18 protein-coding genes are annotated in these 17,309 nt (G+C 39.3%); 15 read left to right on the forward strand and 3 right to left on the reverse strand.

The window, feature by feature from the left end:
- Positions 1-240 precede the first annotated feature (240 nt).
- The gene (locus K1X76_11905; GenBank protein ID MBX7149767.1) at positions 241-543 is read right to left on the reverse strand and encodes a metalloregulator ArsR/SmtB family transcription factor; all 303 of its coding nucleotides are present in this window, start codon (positions 541-543) and stop codon (positions 241-243) included.
- A gap of 111 nt (positions 544-654) precedes the next feature.
- Here K1X76_11905 and K1X76_11910 point away from each other — a divergent pair, with 111 nt between their 5' ends.
- The 10 genes from K1X76_11910 (at position 655) to K1X76_11955 (ending at position 9,746) form a co-directional block, all read left to right on the forward strand.
- Positions 655-942, forward strand: a complete 288-nt coding sequence (locus K1X76_11910; GenBank protein MBX7149768.1) for a hypothetical protein — start codon at positions 655-657, stop codon at positions 940-942.
- 81 nt (positions 943-1,023) lie between these two features.
- Entirely contained in the window at positions 1,024-2,313 is a 1,290-nt protein-coding gene (gene eno / locus K1X76_11915) for a phosphopyruvate hydratase (GenBank protein ID MBX7149769.1), read from the forward strand.
- A 23-nt stretch (positions 2,314-2,336) separates the two neighbouring features.
- Positions 2,337-3,476 (forward strand): pyridoxal phosphate-dependent aminotransferase, encoded by a 1,140-nt coding sequence (locus tag K1X76_11920; GenBank protein MBX7149770.1) that lies wholly within the window; start codon positions 2,337-2,339, stop codon positions 3,474-3,476.
- On the forward strand, positions 3,473-3,892 hold the full coding sequence (gene rimI, locus K1X76_11925) for a ribosomal protein S18-alanine N-acetyltransferase (GenBank protein MBX7149771.1): 420 nt from the start codon (positions 3,473-3,475) through the stop codon (positions 3,890-3,892). The genes K1X76_11920 and rimI overlap by 4 nt, the downstream gene beginning before the upstream one ends.
- A 53-nt stretch (positions 3,893-3,945) precedes the next feature.
- Positions 3,946-5,004, forward strand: a complete 1,059-nt coding sequence (locus K1X76_11930) for a quinone-dependent dihydroorotate dehydrogenase (GenBank protein MBX7149772.1) — start codon at positions 3,946-3,948, stop codon at positions 5,002-5,004.
- Positions 5,005-5,162: 158 nt separating this feature from the next.
- On the forward strand, positions 5,163-5,759 hold the full coding sequence (locus tag K1X76_11935) for an HNH endonuclease (GenBank protein MBX7149773.1): 597 nt from the start codon (positions 5,163-5,165) through the stop codon (positions 5,757-5,759).
- Entirely contained in the window at positions 5,756-6,640 is an 885-nt protein-coding gene (locus tag K1X76_11940) for an RluA family pseudouridine synthase (protein MBX7149774.1), read from the forward strand. The genes K1X76_11935 and K1X76_11940 overlap by 4 nt, the downstream gene beginning before the upstream one ends.
- Complete coding sequence (gene pgeF, locus K1X76_11945; GenBank protein MBX7149775.1) at positions 6,637-7,329, forward strand: peptidoglycan editing factor PgeF; 693 nt, start codon at positions 6,637-6,639, stop codon at positions 7,327-7,329. The genes K1X76_11940 and pgeF overlap by 4 nt, the downstream gene beginning before the upstream one ends.
- 45 nt (positions 7,330-7,374) lie before the next feature.
- Entirely contained in the window at positions 7,375-9,255 is a 1,881-nt protein-coding gene (locus K1X76_11950) for a GMC family oxidoreductase (protein MBX7149776.1), read from the forward strand.
- Complete coding sequence (locus tag K1X76_11955) at positions 9,252-9,746, forward strand: TlpA family protein disulfide reductase (protein ID MBX7149777.1); 495 nt, start codon at positions 9,252-9,254, stop codon at positions 9,744-9,746. The genes K1X76_11950 and K1X76_11955 overlap by 4 nt, the downstream gene beginning before the upstream one ends.
- Here K1X76_11955 and K1X76_11960 read toward each other — a convergent pair.
- Entirely contained in the window at positions 9,724-10,089 is a 366-nt protein-coding gene (locus K1X76_11960) for an aspartate 1-decarboxylase (protein MBX7149778.1), read from the reverse strand. The genes K1X76_11955 and K1X76_11960 overlap by 23 nt on opposite strands.
- A gap of 58 nt (positions 10,090-10,147) precedes the next feature.
- Here K1X76_11960 and K1X76_11965 point away from each other — a divergent pair, with 58 nt between their 5' ends.
- Positions 10,148-10,495, forward strand: coding sequence for a hypothetical protein (locus K1X76_11965; protein ID MBX7149779.1), 348 nt, complete (start codon positions 10,148-10,150; stop codon positions 10,493-10,495).
- Between the two features lie 4 nt (positions 10,496-10,499).
- Here the strand turns inward: K1X76_11965 and K1X76_11970 are convergent, their stop codons facing one another.
- Positions 10,500-13,049 (reverse strand): insulinase family protein, encoded by a 2,550-nt coding sequence (locus tag K1X76_11970; protein ID MBX7149780.1) that lies wholly within the window; start codon positions 13,047-13,049, stop codon positions 10,500-10,502.
- An 84-nt stretch (positions 13,050-13,133) separates the two neighbouring features.
- On the opposite strand from K1X76_11970, the gene K1X76_11975 reads away from it, so the two are divergent.
- From K1X76_11975 to K1X76_11990, 4 genes are all read left to right on the forward strand, one after another.
- A complete protein-coding gene (locus K1X76_11975; GenBank protein MBX7149781.1) occupies positions 13,134-14,555 on the forward strand; it encodes a sigma-54 dependent transcriptional regulator in 1,422 nt (473 codons plus the stop codon).
- Between the two features lie 3 nt (positions 14,556-14,558).
- Positions 14,559-15,917 (forward strand): alkaline phosphatase family protein, encoded by a 1,359-nt coding sequence (locus tag K1X76_11980; GenBank protein MBX7149782.1) that lies wholly within the window; start codon positions 14,559-14,561, stop codon positions 15,915-15,917.
- A 105-nt stretch (positions 15,918-16,022) separates the two neighbouring features.
- Complete coding sequence (locus tag K1X76_11985) at positions 16,023-16,745, forward strand: HAD-IA family hydrolase (protein MBX7149783.1); 723 nt, start codon at positions 16,023-16,025, stop codon at positions 16,743-16,745.
- The coding region (locus K1X76_11990) for an NTP transferase domain-containing protein (GenBank protein ID MBX7149784.1) at positions 16,702-17,309 on the forward strand (608 nt) is incomplete at its 3' end. The genes K1X76_11985 and K1X76_11990, both read left to right, overlap by 44 nt.

The following is a 17,309-nucleotide window of genomic DNA, read 5'->3' on the forward strand; positions in this document are numbered from 1 at the left end:
TAAATTATTTTGTTACAGCCTCTTATCCAGCTTTGCTGGATTGGTATTCAAATCTAGTAATTTAAAGTATTTAAATTATTTTGTTACAGCCTCTTATCCAGCTTTGCTGGATTGGTATTCAAATCTAGTAATTTAAAGTATTTAAATTATTTTGTTACAGCCTCTTATCCAGCTTTGCTGGATTGGTATTCAAATCTAATAATTTAAAGTATTTAAATACAGCCTCTTATCGCAATTCTATCAATCTATTTTTTCAAAGCCTTTAAGAAGCTTTTTAAGCATTTTCTTAACAGCAGGAGAGGAAAGAGAATAATAAATGGTGGTGCCACTGCGGCGTGATTTTGCAAAGCCCGTATGGGTTAAAAAAGCTAAATGTTTGGATGTATTGGCTTGTTCTAGGCCGGTTTCATTGACCACACTGTTCACGGGTTTTTCGCCAGCGTACAATGTTTGCAAAATTCTTAAGCGGGACGAATCGGCTAAAGCTTTAACGCGATGCGCCATTTTTTCCAAGTCTTCGCTTGCAGCTGACTTAAATTTCATGGTGATAGCTTTACCAATAAGCACTTAAAAAACAACAAAAATTTTAACTTAGTAGAAGGGGCGTAAAAAAAACTACTTTTTAAAGCAATAAAGCCGTTATAGACAATATCTATGATGTTGCCTATTTCCAGAGTTCCACTCTTAAAAAGCCCCCTAGGCGGCAAACTCGCCTCGCGAAAAAAGCAACAACTCCAGCAAAGCAACGATCTTTTTACCACTATTTATCGCAATGAAGAAAATAGTTATGGCTTTGCTCCTTCAGATGAACCTTATATTGAAGCGCAATGGGATGATGAAGATGATTGGTCGAGTGTCAATGAACCTTATGCCTTCAAGTTGTACAAAATGGTGTCGCATTTACGGCGCTATACCCCACGCTTTTTAGCTTACCATACATAATCTCCTATTAAAAAATTGACGAATTATCCCCCACACGATAGAAGCGAACTAGCTTTTTGATAGACTTTTAAGGGGGACTTAATGGCTAAGATTACTCAAGTTAAAGCTCGCGAAATACTCGATTCCAGAGGGAATCCAACGGTTGAAGCCGATATATTTTTAGATGATGGGGCCATGGGACGTGCTCAGGTGCCTTCGGGGGCCTCAACCGGCGAACACGAAGCCTGCGAATTGCGTGATGGCGATGCTAAGCGTTATTTTGGAAAAGGAACCCTTAAAGCCGTATCGCACGTGAACGATATCATTGCCCGTGAGATAAAAGGTATTGAAGCCGGTAGCCAAAAAGCTTTGGATGATAAAATTATTGCTCTCGATGGATCTCCCAATAAATCAAATTTAGGTGCCAATGCACTCTTAGCTGTTTCTTTGGCTTTTGCTAAAGCATCGGCCCGTAGCCAAAAAATTCCTCTTTATCAATTTATTGCCAAGCTCGTAAATAATAGCACCCTTACTTTGCCCGTACCCATGATGAATATTTTAAACGGTGGGGCGCATGCCGATAACAATATTGATTTACAGGAATTCATGATTGTTCCTGTTAACTTTAATAAATTCTCGGATGCTTTGCGTGCTGGTGCTGAAGTTTTCCATTCTTTAGAAAAAGTTTTAAAAGGCCGCAAGCTTAATACCGCTGTGGGTTACGAGGGCGGCTTTGCTCCTAACTTAGCCAGCAATGCTGAAGCTTTAGATGCAATAGCTCAAGCGGTTGAAAAAGCCGGTTACAAATTTGGTAGTGATATTTTAATTGCACTGGATGCGGCCTCAAGTGAGTTTTTTAAAGATGGTACCTACAACATGAAAAACGAGGCAAATCCTGTAAAAACCTCGGCGCAGATGGTTGCTTATTACGAAGATTTAGCTAAAAAATATCCCATTAAATCTATCGAAGACGGTGTTGCCGAAAACGACTGGGAAGGTTGGAAATTACTCACCGAACACCTGGGCAAAAAAATGCAGCTGGTGGGTGATGATTTATTCGTGACCAACGTTAAACGTTTGGGCGAAGGGATTAAAAAAGGTATCGGCAACTCTATCCTCATCAAAGTAAATCAAATAGGAACCCTTTCAGAAACACTCGATTCCATCATGCTGGCGCATCAAAATAATTATACGGCCGTTATCTCACACCGTTCTGGCGAAACCGAAGATACTACGATTGCCGATATTGCGGTGGGTACCGGTGCTGGCCAAATAAAAACAGGTAGCCTTTCGCGTACCGATCGTATTTGTAAATATAATCAGCTTTTGCGTATTGAAGAAGAGCTGGGTTCAAAGGCCGTGTATCCGGGCAAAAGTGTGTTTAAGTTTTAATATTGTCCCTGTGCGGTAACAACATGCCGTCTCAACGATCACAAAAAATTAAGTCGTTTATTGCCATGGATATTTTGGAGGCATCTCATGCTATGAGTCGCCGTGGTATAGATGTGGTGTCGTTTTCTTTAGGCGAACCCGATTTTCAAGCGCCGGCCTGCGTACAAGAAGCATGTATCAAAGCAATTCAAAATGGGACTACCAAATATACTCATTCGCAGGGTTCTTATGTTTTACGTGAAGAAATAGCCCGCCATTACCAAACAAAATATGGTGTTACGATCAGTCCCGATCAAATCATTATTACACAGGGGACGTCTCCGGCTTTTTTTCTTATTTTTTCTACTCTTCTTGAAAAGGGGGATGGTGTTGTTCTGCCTAACCCACATTATCCCTGCGATGCCAATTTTGTAGAGTTTTTAGGAGGAAAAAATCAGTTTTTAAAAGTACATGAAGAAGACGATTATCAGTGGGATTTAAAAGCACTCAAAAAAATTATCACCAAAAAAACAAAAGCACTTTTTGTCACAAGCCCCTCTAATCCTACCGGCTCTGTTCTTACCGCCGATGTTTTAAAGGGAATAGCTAAAACAAAAATTCCGATAGTATCAGATGAAATTTATCATGGTTTAGTTTACGAAGGCAGCGAGCATACTATGCTGGAGTTTACTAATAACTGTATTGTGGTGGGAGGCTTTTCTAAATCGTATGCTATGACAGGATATCGTTTGGGTTATTTGATAGCGCCTCCAAAATACATTCGGCTGATGCAAAAAATTCAGCAAAACTTTTTTATTTCGGCTAATTCTTTTGTTCAAGAAGCGGGTATAGCCGCGCTGCGTGAGGGAGGCTTTGCATTAGCCAATATGCGCGCCGAGTATAATAAACGCAGGCTTGTGATGATGCAAGGTTTGCGTGATTTGGGCTTTAAGATTAATTATAACCCCAATGGCGCCTTTTACATTTTTGTAAAATCATCTCATCTGCGTAAAAATTCTTATAAATTGGCTTTTGATATTTTAGAAAATGCGCATGTAGGAGTAACCCCAGGTATTGATTTTGGCAGCGAAGGGGAAGGGCATTTACGTTTTTCGTATGCAACAAGTATTCCGGTGATTGAAGAAGGGTTAAAGAGATTAAAAGCTTATATCTCTTCTCTATGATTAAAATAGTTCCTCCATCCGATTATCCTTATCTGTATGCCATCGATACAGCCAATACCCCACATCATTTTGGTGAAGAGAAATTAAAAAGTGATTTTAAGGAAAAAGAAGCTTTAATTGCAGGTTTTTATCGCCAGGATACTCCTGTTGCTTTTGTTGATTATCGTTTTTATGCCGACGAAGTGCATATTATTCATATTGCTGTAGGGCCCGAGCATCATCGCCAGGGTATTGGGCTTACTCTTTTAAACTATCTTAAACAACAGTATCCTGGCTGCCCCATTTTTTTAGAACTACGGGCTTCTAATCTTAAAGCGTTATGGTTGTATCAGCGTGCTGGCTTTAAGCAGGATGGAGTTCGCAAAAAATATTATAGTGATGGCGAAGATGCTCTTTTGATGAGCTTGAGACCCTAACAAAAGTGTGTTAGCCCTGTTTTATGTACTCTTTTCTTAAAAAATTTCTATTTATGATGGAGCCTGAATTGGCTCATGCCTTTGTAAAGCGAGGGAGTACTTTGTTGCCTAAAACGCTTATCCGCAAATCGCTTTGTTTAAAATCAGCTATTTTAACATCTACAATGGGCGATATCACTTTTTCAAATCCAGTTGGTCTTGCAGCTGGTTTTGATAAAAATGGTGAAATGATTTCTTTTATGGAATCGCTTGGATTTGGCTTTATAGAAATTGGTTCCGTCACCACCCATCCCTGTGCAGGTAATCCAAGACCACGCATTTTTAGATTACCAAAGGATGAATCTCTTATCAACCGTATGGGATTGCCTAATTGGGGAGTATCGGCTGTTCATCAGCATTTAAAGAATCAGCGTATTAAATTACCGTTAGGCATTAATGTGGCTAAAACCCCTGACTTCGCCTATGCAAAGGGAGTAAAAAAACTAACAGGCATTGAAGATATTACATCTAGTTTTACAGAGCTGTATCCTTTAGCTTCCTATCTTACTATCAATCTTAGTTGTCCTAATACATCCGATGGACGCACATTTGAAGACCCTGCTGTATTTTTAGAGCTAGGTCAGGAACTTTCTAAAATTATTAAAAAGCAAAAAAAGAAAAAAACGGTTTTGGTAAAATTATCTCCAAGTTTAAAACCGGAAAGTTTGGAAAAGCTTTTAAAACATGCCGATGATTGTGGCTTTGATGGTTTTGTAGTAAGTAATACGTCTCCGGAACGCATGAACTTAATCAGTTCGCCTCAAGCACTGCAAAAAATTGGTTCGGGTGGTTTGTCGGGACATGGCGTACTACATGCCTCTAATGATCTGCTCAAGCGTGTTTATGCCATCACAGGGCCTTCCAAAATTATTATGGGAGTAGGGGGCATTATGAGTTTTGAAGATCTCCTTGCCAAATTAAGCCTGGGGGCTAGCCATTTTCAAGTGTATACAGGTCTTATTTACAAGGGGCCTTTCTTTATTTATGAGCTCAATAAGGCGCTTTTAGCCTACTGTAAAAAGCTAGGCGTGGATCAATATTTGGATTTAAGAGGAAAACCCTTGAAGAGGTAACCCCCTCCTGAGCCTCCCCCTTACTCTAAGGGGGAGGGACATATGCATAATTTTGTGAGAAAGTCCTCCTCCCTTAAGCTAAGGGAGGAGACAGAGGTGGGTTATGGTTGCAGTGTAAAATCTTGCTTTATCCTTCTAAGCCAGTATAAAATAGAAACATGACTGGTGGCGCTGTTTTAGTTTTAAATCGCTCCTTCCTTCCTATTCACATCACCGATGTAAAAAAAGCGCTTTGCTTATTATACAGGGGGCTTGCAAAAGTAGTTGATCACGAATACTCACTTGTTGATTTTTTAAGCTGGATGGAGCTTTCTGCAGAAAGCGACAAAGAAAGTATTGGTTTGGTGAATCGTACCATTCGCATTCCACGGGTTATTTTACTTACTTTTTACGACAAAATTCCTACGCGCACGGTGCGCTTTTCACGCCTTAATGTTTTTTTGCGCGATAATAATACCTGTCAGTATTGCCAAAAACGCTTTTCTAAAAGTGGATTAAATTTAGATCATGTGGTTCCAGTATCGCACGGTGGTAAAACAAATTGGGAAAATGTGGTGTGCAGTTGTGTGCCTTGCAATATTAAAAAGGGTGGCCGAACACCACAACAAGCCGGAATGGCCTTAATGAAACAGCCTATAAAGCCACATTGGTCTATTATCTTGCGTTTACTGAGCCGTCCGCGTTTTCATGAAGCCTGGAAACCTTTTCTTAATATGATTGATTACTCTTACTGGAATGTAGAGCTAGCAGAATGAGACTCGATTTATATCTTTCACAAAATCATCCTTTAAGCCGTTCGCAAATAGCCCGTCTTATTAAAGAGGGTCATGTACTGGTAAATGGATTGCCAGCCAAACCTTCGTATTCTGTATTAGACAGCGATAAAGTAGTTTTAAATATTCCCGCTGTAAAACCAAGTCCATTGACTCCACACGATTTACCTTTGGATATTCTTTACGAAGATAAAAATTTGGCAGTTATTAATAAACCGGCACATCTTGTGGTTCATCCCGGAGCAGGGCACAAGGAAGCTACACTGACACAGGCTTTGCTTTATCACTTTAAGGGTTTGTCAACCATTGGAGGTGTAGAGCGTCCGGGTATAGTTCATAGACTTGATAAAGGAACCAGCGGTGTGATGCTGGTAGCTAAAAACGATAAAACACATCTTAAACTTTCAGAGCTTTTTAAAAATCACTCTATTGAAAAAACATATTTGGCTCTCTGTTATGGAAAATTTAAAAACAAAAAGGGAACTATTAAAACAGGCATTGCGCGTAGTTTAAGTAATAGAAAAAAGTTTTCTGTAAGTGAAAAGGGCAAAATTGCTATTAGTCATTACGAAGTACTAAAAGAAAAATACGGTTTAAGTTTGGTGGAAGTAAAAATTGAAACGGGACGAACACATCAAATTAGAGTTCATTTAACGCATTTAGGACATCCACTGGTTGGTGATGAAACCTATGGAAGTCATAGTCGAAGCGTAAAAAATGTAAATAAAATGTGGGCTGCCGACTTAGCCAAAATAAATCGCCCACTATTGCATGCATTTAAAATTAAAATTCCTGATATGAAGAAAGAATTTAAAGCTGCTGTACCTAAAGACTTTAAATTGGTACAAAAGAAATTATTATGATGACGCCTATTTTAGCTTCGCGTTTACTCTCGGAGTATAACGAAAAAATTACTCATGGTTTTACCACGCGTTTTATTGGCGATGATACTCATCAAATTGAGCATTTTAGCGGGATTACAGCCGATCAAATTTTTGGTGTAAAACAAATTCATTCTAACAAAGCTATTCGTTTGTCACCCACAAATCCTGGTTCTAAACCCGAGGCTGATGCATTAGTTACCGAGCAATTTGGGCAATACATTTCCATTAGAACCGCCGATTGTGTTCCTATTTTACTTTATGATCCTGTTTCTCATCAGGTAGGGGCGGTGCATGCCGGATGGCGTGGTCTTATTGCCGGTGTTTTAGAAAATACCTTAAAGGAAATGGCTATTTTGGGAACTCAAAACAGTAATTTATTAGCCGCTGTGGGACCTTTCATTTGTAAAAATTGTTTTGAAGTAGGTGAAGAAGTGGTGGAAGAGTTTATTAAAAAATTTGGGACTACTTTCAAGATTTATCCCGGAGAAGGCAAAAAATCATTTATCGATTTAGGTGCTGGCATCCAAAAAATATTGGAAGAATCGGGTGTACCAAAAAGCCAGATTGAGTTTTTACCCTTTTGTACCCGCTGTCATAATGATTTGTTTTTTTCTTACCGTAATGGGGATATACAAATGCGCAATTTATCGTTTATTGGTTTGAAATAATTGATTTATTTACAACTTCTTTTTTTGCAAGCATAATCCGCTTCAATGTTTTCTAAGTATTCACTTAACATTCTTAACCATTTAGCTCCTGTACTCTTGGGAGATAAGCTTTTAAACGATCATCCATTAAAGCGTGAAAAATTTGATTTTTATTTAAAAACAGCGCTTTCATCTTTAAGCCCCAACATGCGTTTTTGGTTTTATTTGGGGCTTCTTATTTTTAATTTTAGAGCCATTCTTAGCTTTGGAACCACCTTTAAATTTTTAAACAATAGTCAAAAGACACGCTATGTTGCTATTTGGCATCATTCCAGCTGGTTTATGGCATATGCTTTGTTTCGTCCTATTGCCGTTTTAATTTATACGGCCTTTTATGCCGACCCAGAACTTTCTAAAAAATTGGGCTATGAAGAAAATAGACAAAAATATGCGCAAAAGAAAGATCTTACTAAAGCCTTTTACACCTTAAACAGTCGCACTTCCGAAATTGAAACTGATATTTGCATTATTGGGTCTGGCGCCGGAGGAGCCGTTGCCGCCTACGAATTAGCCTCTAAAGGCTATCGGGTTCTTGTAGTTGAGGAGGGCTCCTATTTTTCGGCAAGTTATTTTAACTCGCACTCCACACTCGATAGAAACCGTACCATTTATAAAGATGGCGGCTTTTATGCTACACTTGGTGCTCCCATGATTTTACTTCCCACCGGCCAGGCTGTGGGGGGGACCACCATTATTAATTCGGGCACTTGTTTTAGAACACCGGATGCAGTTCTTAAAGAATGGAATAAAAAATTTGATTTGCCATTTACAACTAAAGAAATGAGTCCGTACTTTGATAAAGTAGAACATATTTTAAAAATTGCCCCTGTATCTTCTCAAAATTTGGGCGGAAACAATCTTATGATTGACCGTGGCGTAAAAAAAATGGGGCTTCATGGTTATCCCCTGGTTAGAAATCAAAGCGAATGTGTTGGCAGTGGCGAGTGTATTTTTGGATGCCCGCGTGAATCTAAACAAAGTATGGAACAAAGTTATTTGCCTTTAGCTGCCGAAAAGGGCGCTCAAATTTTAACCAAGTGCAAGGTTATTAAAATTGAAAAAGCATACGATAAAGCAACACATCTAGAAGCGCGACTTACCGATACAGGGCAAAAGATAAAAATTAAGGCGAGTAAATTTATTGTGGCTGGTGGCACGCTTAATAGTCCGCTTTTACTTCATAAAAGTGGGATGGGACGTACCTCACGCGAGTTAGGAAAAAACCTCACTATTCACCCAACGGCTAAAGCTATTGGGTTATTTCCGGATATTGTAGATGGTTTTAGGGGAGTCCCTCAGGGGTATTATGTGGATGATTTTGAAGGCGAGGGGATTTGTTTTGAGAGTGTCTTTTTCCCACCGTGGTTACTAGCCACAAGCCTTCATCAGGTTGGTAATGCCCATTATGAGATTATGAAAAACTACCGTCACGTGGGCATTTTTGGATTTTTAGTGCATGACGAATGTACAGGAACGGTGAAAGCCGATTTATCGGGAAAACCATTGGTATTTTATCAATTAGGCCAGCGTGAAAAGGAAATGTTCATTAAAGGGCTAAAAATTTTAGCGCAGATGTTTTTTGCTGCCGGCGCACATACAGTGTTTCCATCTGTTAAAACTCGGCCGGTACTCACTCATCCCTCACAAATTGAAGGAATGAATAGTCAAAATACTCGTTTTTCCGATTTTGAATCGGCTGCTTTTCATCCCTTAGGAACGTGTCGTATGGGAGTAGACCCGCGATCATCGGTGGTGGACAAAAATTTGAAATTGCACGATATGGAAAACGTATGGGTGATGGATGGTTCTGTATTTCCCACATCGCTCGGTGTTAATCCTCAGGTCACCATTATGGCATTTGTTACACGTGCCGCAGGACTTTTATGAAACAACGTATTATTTTATTTTCACTACTGCTTGTAGGCTTTGGCGTTTATATTTATCTTAATGTTATTGATAACAAAATAGCCAATCCAGAAGGTGACTTGCCTATTTTTTCTTTGGAGAGCGAATCTGGTCCAGCCTTAACTTCACAGACTTTACATGGGAAAAAGATACTCATCCATTTTTGGGCGTCTTATTGTTATCCCTGTGTGCAGGAAATTCCAAAATTAAATGCGTACCGTGAAGAACTAAAAAAGCAAAATATTGAACTGGTAGCTATTTCGCTAGATGAAAAAAAAGAAGATGTTGTGCGTTTTAGGCAAAAAGTTAAATTTGATTTTCCTGTTTATTTTGACCCCGAATATAAATTGGTAGACTATTTTCATACCACACGACTACCCGAAAGCTTTTTGGTAGATGAAAATGGAAAAGTTATTAACAGCTTTATTGGTGCGCAAGAATGGGGACAATTTAGTGTGACTGAATCGCTTTAATTTTATTATTAGCGTCGCATAATACCACTTTAGGCTTATGTCCTGGAATTTCTTCTGGTGTTAAATTCACAAAGCTGGTGATGATTACGATATGCCCCTTTTTAATACGGAGGGCGGCAGCACCATTAATGGCCACAATGCCAGAGCCAGCAGGGGCGGGGTCAAGCACATAAGTATACAGGCGTTCACCGCAGGTGGCATCCCAAATATGAACCATTTCGTAAGGAATGAGTCCGGCACCATCCATAAGGTCTTTATCTAAACGGATAGAACCTTCATAATCAACATCGGCTTCTGTAATAGTAGCCCGGTGAATTTTGCCTTTTAAGATCTGAATTAGCATAGAAGAGCAAGATTACTGGGTATTTGCGGCCTTGTCAATTCTTTGGTACGATAGCTTTATGTCAATTTCTTCCAAGCAAAAACTGCGCTCCAAATACAAGGCCATGGATCCCGGTGAGAAACAAATGGTGGCCGAATCCCTCATGAAGGTTAATTTGGGCGTGGCCATGCCTATCGATTTAAAAAGGGCAGCCAGTTTTTTAAGAGGTACCGAATACATTGCCAAAACGGGTTTATTGGATAGTCTATTAAATTATTTGCATGGTGATGATGAAACAACAGTTCAGCATTCTGCTGCCGATGATAAAACTATTGTGAGTGAATCTATTGTTTCTAGCGAAACAGTGATAAAAGGGCTTAAAACGTATTCGGCCGATCAGGAAGTAACTGAAAAAAAGAAGTCGTAAATTTTTAAGGGCCAACAATAGAGAGGGTAGCTGCTTTTAAATTTAAATACTTTTGAGCTGCCTGTTGTACATCTGCTGTTGTTACGCGCGATACATATTGGGCGTAATTTTCAAACTCATCTAAACCAAAACAGTATACTTCATTTAAGGCCAGGCTTGATGCTACAGTAGCATTGCGCTGCATATCTAGTTCGTGATTACCAATAATGTAATTTATGGCACGTTTTAATTCAGCATCACTTACTTTTTCATCTTGAATTTTTTGCAATTCTTCGCGCATACCTAATACAGCCGCTTCTACTTTAGAAGGCTCTGTACCAATATAGGTGGCAAAATAACCGGGTTCCATGCCCTGAACCATCATAGAAGATACCGTGTAGGCCATTGATCGCTTATCACGCAACTCTAAAAAGAGACGTCCTCCTTGTCCCGAGAGAATGTTGTTGAGAACTTCCAAAGCGTAACGATCGGGGCTTTTCATGCGTGGGCCCATAAAACCCAATACCACGTGTGATTGGTTTTTATCTTTTTTAAGATGAAGTTTTTGTTCGGTTTTGGGTGCCTTATCGGTTGTGAGTTTAAGAGATGCAGAAGAGACTTTTTTAAGTGCAAGCAGTTCGTCGCATAAAGCTTCTACAAAGTGAACAGCATCAACATCCCCCGAGCACGCAATGACCAATGGAGCAATTTTAAGCATTTTTTGATAATACGCGGCCATCTGTTTAGATTTAAATGAGTTTACCGTTTTGTTAGTACCAATGAGTGGCATGCCATAAGGATGCTTTTTAAAGAGTGAGGCTTGAAACTGCATAAAAGCCAATTGACTAGGGGAATCGGCTTGATTTTTAATAGATTCTAAAACAAGACGTTTTTCTTTTTTAAATTCATTTTCATCAAAAACAGGGTTTTTTAAAACATCACAAAATAAATCGATACCTTTGTCAAAATGCTCCGATAAAAAGCCAGCCGAAATTCCCCAACTGTTGCGGCCTGCATGACCCGATACATGTCCCGAAATTTGTTCACACAGTTTTGAAATTTGAATTGAAGAGCGGTTTTTTGTACCTTTTTCAAGGAGCGCTGTTGTGAGATGAGTAATCCCGTTGTTTGCTTTGTTTTCGTAACGCAAACCACCCAGTGCATTACATTTAATAGATACTAGTGGCAGACGCTTATTTTCACGCACTACTACTGTAATTCCATTTTGAAGAGCAAAACGTGATATGTCGCCACGTTTTTCTAGCAATTTATAAGGCTTTAGGCTTTTTTTATTGGGAGTAAATTTTTTTGGAAAATTAACTTTTTTATCCTGCTGCGACATCACACATACCGACACATGTTGTGGTTTTAGATATTTTTCGGCCACGTGCTTGATATCGTGAACAGTTACGTTTTTTATTTTTTCCAAATACTCCAATTCAAAGCGGTAATCATTAACTGTTGTTTCGTAAACCATCCACTTGCGAGCGGTTCCCTCGCACGTTTCTTTTTCATAAATGAGGCTCGATAGCATATTGGTTTTAACTCTTTTTAAATGTGCTACCGGATAAAGGTCGGTTTTAACCTTTTCAACCAAGGCTAATATTTCGGGCAGTACTTTATCTAAGCTTTGATCAGGCATCATGGTATCAATACCAAAAATACCGGCCGAGCGGGGAGAGTAAGCATATGAACCAATAGAATTTACCAATTGACGTTTGTCACGTAATTCGTGAACCAATGTGGATGTATCGCCTTCACCTAAAAGTTGGGCCAAAAGATCTAAGGCTGGAATGTCAGGATGTGCACAATTGGGAATTGGATAAGTGATACTTAAGTAATTACCCTGAAAACTGGCCTTTGTTTGTGTAAAACGATATGCTGAAGGAAGAGGTTCTGGAGGTAAAACGGGTTCGGGTATCGGATGAGAGGTATAGCTGCCAAACATGTTTTGAATACTTTCTTTTAGTTCTTTTTCGTTAAAATCACCACAAATACCCAGAACCATGTTATTAGGAGCATACCATTTTTTGTAATAACCAAACACAACCTGCTGCGGAAACCCTCGTACATTTTGCTCAAAACCAATAACAGGTCTGCCATAAGGATGTACTTTAAAGGCCTGGCTAAAGGCCATTTGGCTTAAAACACGATTAGGGCTATCTAGGCCGCGCCTAATTTCTTCAATTACGACTTCCTTTTCACGCTCTAACTCTGTTGGGTCGATAGTGGCCTCTAATACCATTTCTTTAATTAGGTGAAGTGCAGTAGAGAGGTATTGTGAGGTTAAGTTAATATAGTAAACCGTTTGATCAAACGAGGTATAGGCATTGAGTTCGCCACCACAGGCTTCCACAGTTTGAGCAATTTCACCAGCCACCGTGCTTTTGGTGCCTTTAAACACCATATGCTCCAGTAAATGAGATAATCCGGCTTCTTCGTTGGTTTCAAACGAGCTCCCCACTTTAACACCCATATTGACCGAAACGACAGGAGAGGAGGCGTTATGTTCCAAAAGAACTGTAAGGCCATTAGACAAGGTATATTTTTGAACGTTAGATAGGGGTAGATTCATTGAATTAAACTCGCAAAAAGGTTTTTCTTTGTCAAACAACATTTGGTATAGTACTTCTTTAATTTACGGAGAGCCATTCCAACTATGAAGACTAAAAAAGTTCTTTTAATTGAAGACGATCAAACCCTGCGTGCTGCTATTGAAACATTTTTAAAACGAATTCGTATCGATGTTGTATCGTTTTCCCAAGTCGATCAAGCGGTACGCGAGATAAACGACTCTGTTGATATTATTTTAAGTGATGTGATGATGCCCGGTTTAACGGGCTACGATTTATTATCGTATGTCTCTAAAAACTATCCACATATACCCATTATTCTCATGACAGGCCATGGTAGTATAGAAAAGGCCGTGGAAGTGATGAAAAAGGGCGCTTACGACTTTTTGGTAAAGCCGTTTTCTCTCAATGTTTTAGAAACTGCCCTTAATGCTGCTTTTCTGGATCGTCAAACCCGTTTTGATACTAATACCTCTTCTGCTAACGAATTGGCACAAGGTGATTTTTTAAATGCCCGCGTGGGTTTAAAGCGTGTAAGTGAACGCTTTATTAGTAATAACCCCAAAATGCGTGAGATTATTGAAAATTTAAAGCGTATTGCTCCCAGCAAAGCTACGGTGCTTATTCAAGGGGAATCGGGTACCGGTAAAGAACTTATAGCAAAGATGATTCACGAGTTTTCGCCGCGCTCACAGCGTATTTTTGTAGCTATCAATTGTGCCGCTATGCCCGATACCTTGCTAGAATCCGAATTATTTGGTCACGAAAAGGGTGCTTTTACAGGGGCGGTTAACCGTCAAATTGGTAAATTTGAACTTTCTAATAACGGCACCATTCTTTTAGATGAAATTAGTGAAATGAGCCTCACCATGCAAACAAAACTATTGCGTGTGTTGCAGGAATGCGAAATTTATCGTGTTGGCGGAGTTAAACCTATTGCGCTTAATTTACGTGTAGTGGCCACTACTAACCGCGATTTATTTCAGTACACCAAAGATGGTAATTTCCGTGAAGATTTGTATTACCGTATTAACGTGATTCCTATTGTGATGCCTCCTCTTCGCGAACGCGGTGACGATGTAGTACTTTTGGCTGGTGAGTTTTTAAAAGAATTTGCGGTTTTACATGGGCGCGAAGTACTCCCATTAGAAGAGCAAATTAAAAAGAAAATTAAATCACATCCTTGGTATGGTAATGTACGCGAATTACGCAATGCCATGGAGCGCGCCGTATTAGTGGGTGATTTTGATGTTTTAAACGAAGCTGAACCTCCACAAGCTGAGCCTAATACTAATAAAGCTCCCGTGTCGGATGCTACACAAGAATTACTGGGTGGTAATTTAACTTTGGGCGAAATTGAAAAACGAGTTATTTTAAAAACTTTAGAATCTTGCGAGGGCAATCGTACTAAAACCGCACAAAAACTGGGCATATCATTGCGAACTCTGCGCAATAAATTAAAAAGCTACGAGGAAGGTGGTACCGGCATGGAGGATGCTGAAGATTAAGATATGACCCGTTATTTTCTATTACTCCTTCTTATTTTTTTTTCTGTTTCCTGCGCCGGAAAACACACTGTTGTAGGTCTTAAAGCTATTCAAAACGAAAAAGATCGCACCTTATTTATAGCCTTTGATGGTATTAGTTATAGTATGATGAAGCGCATGAAGGACGATGGCTATTTTAAAGATTTTCAAGAGCCAATTCCCTTAGTAATGACTTTTCCTTCTGTTACCACGCTTGGCTTTTCGGCCTTATTTAAAGAATTGGGTGCCGGAAAAACTTACGGCCCCGAAATTCGCTTTTATTCGTATAATAAAAATAAAATTGTAGGCGGAACGCCCTTTGACATTAAAAAGTATCCTATTGCCTATAAACATTACTTTGACACATTTCGTAATACTGTTTTTGAAAAAGGAGTGATGTATAGTTTTCCGGGTGTAGCTGGCAAACAAGATTTAATGCGTACAAAAAAAATACTCCATAAAAGTGATAAGAAAGTACTGATGACTTATTTGGGAGGCACCGACGGATCTCAGCATATGTTGGGAGAAATGCGCACCGAGCGTTTTATGCATTTTGCCAGCGATTATATCCACAAAATGAAGGCCGACTACAAAAAGAAAACCGGAAAAGATTACCGTACAGTAATATTTTCGGATCATGGTTTTCATTTTGACAAGCTCAAAAATATAACCGGGAAAAAAATTGGCAAGGCTTTAAGGCAAAAAGGTTATAAATTATCACCACGTATTCAATCGGATAAAGATGTTGTATTGGTTCGATTTGGATTGCTTAACGGCGGAGTATCTATAGCTGATACACACCACGCTGCAGAAATTGCAACGTTAGTGAGTAAGGTAGAAGGCATGGATATTGTTATTTGGCCCGATAAAAATAAGATTTATTTATTAAATGATAAGGGCGAGAAAGCCTATTTTGAATATGAGGGACAAAACTCTTATCGATACGTCACTCTCCACGGTGATCCTCTTTTATATAAAAATGAAATGAAACAGAAGGGGATGTTGAGTGGTGTATATTATTCGCAAAGTCGTTGGTATGATGCGACCTGGGATGCCTATTATCCCGATGTCGGTTTTAGATTGTATGATACGTTTTATAATTTAGTACAAAACCCGCCACGTGTGATGTTTAGCTTAAAACCCAACTATCAGTTTGGTAGTTGGCCTGCTTATATTGGCACCAAGCTTAAATTTGGGCAAAAGGGGACTCATGGCGGGCTTTTTAAGGAAGTAAGCTATGGTGTAGCCATGACCGATAACCCCAATATTAAAATGCCACATTCTCTTCGTTATAATCAGTTCTTCAATTTTTTTATTCCTCAAGTCGTAAGAGCTAATCACTAAAGTCACCTTTAGCTTTACTTACGCATATTGCCTCCTTAAGTATTTGATATTATTACAGATATAAATGTTGATTTCCCAAGCGTAATCCTTTAAAGTGTCGCCCTCATGTCGTTTTTGAACAAAAACCAAGTTATTGTCTTTGATTTTGACGGAACGCTGCTCAATTCTATGGGAGATTTTGGCGATATGGCGGCAAGTTCCATGCAAAAAGTTTTTAGCTGCGATTACGAATGGGCCAAAAAGCGCTATAAAGAAACCTCCGGTCTTCCGTTTCCTTTTCAACTTGAGCAAATTTATCCCGGTGATAGTCGTAACGCCGAAGCTAATCGTTTATTTGTAGAAAAGAAAATGGCTTTTTATCGCGACGCTCCTTATTTTAGCGATGTATGGCCAGCACTCTTAGAACTTAAAAAACGTGGGCATCATTTGGTTATTTCTTCCAATAACGATCAAGAAATTGTGGACGATAAACTTAAAACCGAACTCGGTTTTTTTGATGCCATTTTAGGTTATAGCGAAGGGTTTTTAAAGGGTGAAGATCACTTCAACTGGATTTGTAATTATTTTAATTGCAGCATTAACGATATTTTATTTGTGGGTGATTCGCTTCACGATGGCCAGATGGCCGATGAAAGTAATGTTACCTTTATTGCGCGTTCCGGTACTTTTGAAAAAGAAGCTTTTGTCCGTCAGGGTATTGCTGCAACCATTATCAATCATTTAGGAGAGCTGGTGGACTTAAAGGATATGGACTCTGCCGTTACCCCACCGCTTTATACACCTCATGCAAGTGGTTCTCTTAGCCGCCGGGCAGGGTATTCGTCTTAAAGAAATTCACGATAACCTTCCTAAAACTCTCATCCCTCTGGGCGATTTGGCCCTTGTCGATTATATCTACGAATCGTTACGTGCTTATTTAAAGGAACCACTGGTTGTCGTGGGCGGTTATGCGCACGATAAGCTAGAAAAGCATTTTCAATCCAAAGGATATTTTCATACCTTTAGCCTTAATCCCGATTACCTAAAAGGAAATTTACTTTCTCTTCTTTCGGTTAAAAACAAAGTTACCGATTCATTTTTTATTATGAATGCCGATCACGCTTATTCGTCTCAGATTATGTCGCAAATTATGGCATTAGATGAAAAAGTTTTTGATGGCGTAGCCATTGTGTGCGATCACGATCGTAAATTAACCGATGACGATATGAAGGTGCAGCTTAAGGATGATGGTACATTTCAGGTAATGGACAAAAAATGTGAAACGTATAACTTGGGATATATAGGTGTTACGTACGTGCCTAAAAAATTACACGCTGCTTATTGGAAAGCTTGTGACGAAGTGCTCCATACCTTTGGCGAAAAAGCGAATGTGGAGATGGTAGTTAATTATCT

Source organism: bacterium, from assembly GCA_019695305.1.
Lineage (GTDB): Bacteria > UBA10199 > UBA10199 > UBA10199 > JAIBAG01 > JAIBAG01.

Bases quoted from the DNA above. Each gene is read 5' to 3' on its own strand.
- K1X76_11955 (MBX7149777.1), top strand. From the start codon at position 9,252: ATGAAACAACGTATTATTTTATTTTCACTACTGCTTGTAGGCTTTGGC.
- K1X76_11935 (MBX7149773.1), top strand. From the start codon at position 5,163: ATGACTGGTGGCGCTGTTTTAGTTTTAAATCGCTCCTTCCTTCCTATT.
- K1X76_11980 (MBX7149782.1), top strand. From the start codon at position 14,559: ATGACCCGTTATTTTCTATTACTCCTTCTTATTTTTTTTTCTGTTTCC.
- K1X76_11970 (MBX7149780.1), bottom strand. From the start codon at position 13,049: ATGAATCTACCCCTATCTAACGTTCAAAAATATACCTTGTCTAATGGC.
- K1X76_11985 (MBX7149783.1), top strand. From the start codon at position 16,023: ATGTCGTTTTTGAACAAAAACCAAGTTATTGTCTTTGATTTTGACGGA.
- K1X76_11930 (MBX7149772.1), top strand. From the start codon at position 3,946: ATGATGGAGCCTGAATTGGCTCATGCCTTTGTAAAGCGAGGGAGTACT.
- K1X76_11950 (MBX7149776.1), top strand. From the start codon at position 7,375: ATGTTTTCTAAGTATTCACTTAACATTCTTAACCATTTAGCTCCTGTA.
- K1X76_11965 (MBX7149779.1), top strand. From the start codon at position 10,148: ATGTCAATTTCTTCCAAGCAAAAACTGCGCTCCAAATACAAGGCCATG.
- K1X76_11960 (MBX7149778.1), bottom strand. From the start codon at position 10,089: ATGCTAATTCAGATCTTAAAAGGCAAAATTCACCGGGCTACTATTACA.
- K1X76_11910 (MBX7149768.1), top strand. From the start codon at position 655: ATGATGTTGCCTATTTCCAGAGTTCCACTCTTAAAAAGCCCCCTAGGC.
- K1X76_11920 (MBX7149770.1), top strand. From the start codon at position 2,337: ATGCCGTCTCAACGATCACAAAAAATTAAGTCGTTTATTGCCATGGAT.
- K1X76_11940 (MBX7149774.1), top strand. From the start codon at position 5,756: ATGAGACTCGATTTATATCTTTCACAAAATCATCCTTTAAGCCGTTCG.
- K1X76_11905 (MBX7149767.1), bottom strand. From the start codon at position 543: ATGAAATTTAAGTCAGCTGCAAGCGAAGACTTGGAAAAAATGGCGCAT.
- K1X76_11975 (MBX7149781.1), top strand. From the start codon at position 13,134: ATGAAGACTAAAAAAGTTCTTTTAATTGAAGACGATCAAACCCTGCGT.
- pgeF (MBX7149775.1), top strand. From the start codon at position 6,637: ATGATGACGCCTATTTTAGCTTCGCGTTTACTCTCGGAGTATAACGAA.
- eno (MBX7149769.1), top strand. From the start codon at position 1,024: ATGGCTAAGATTACTCAAGTTAAAGCTCGCGAAATACTCGATTCCAGA.
- rimI (MBX7149771.1), top strand. From the start codon at position 3,473: ATGATTAAAATAGTTCCTCCATCCGATTATCCTTATCTGTATGCCATC.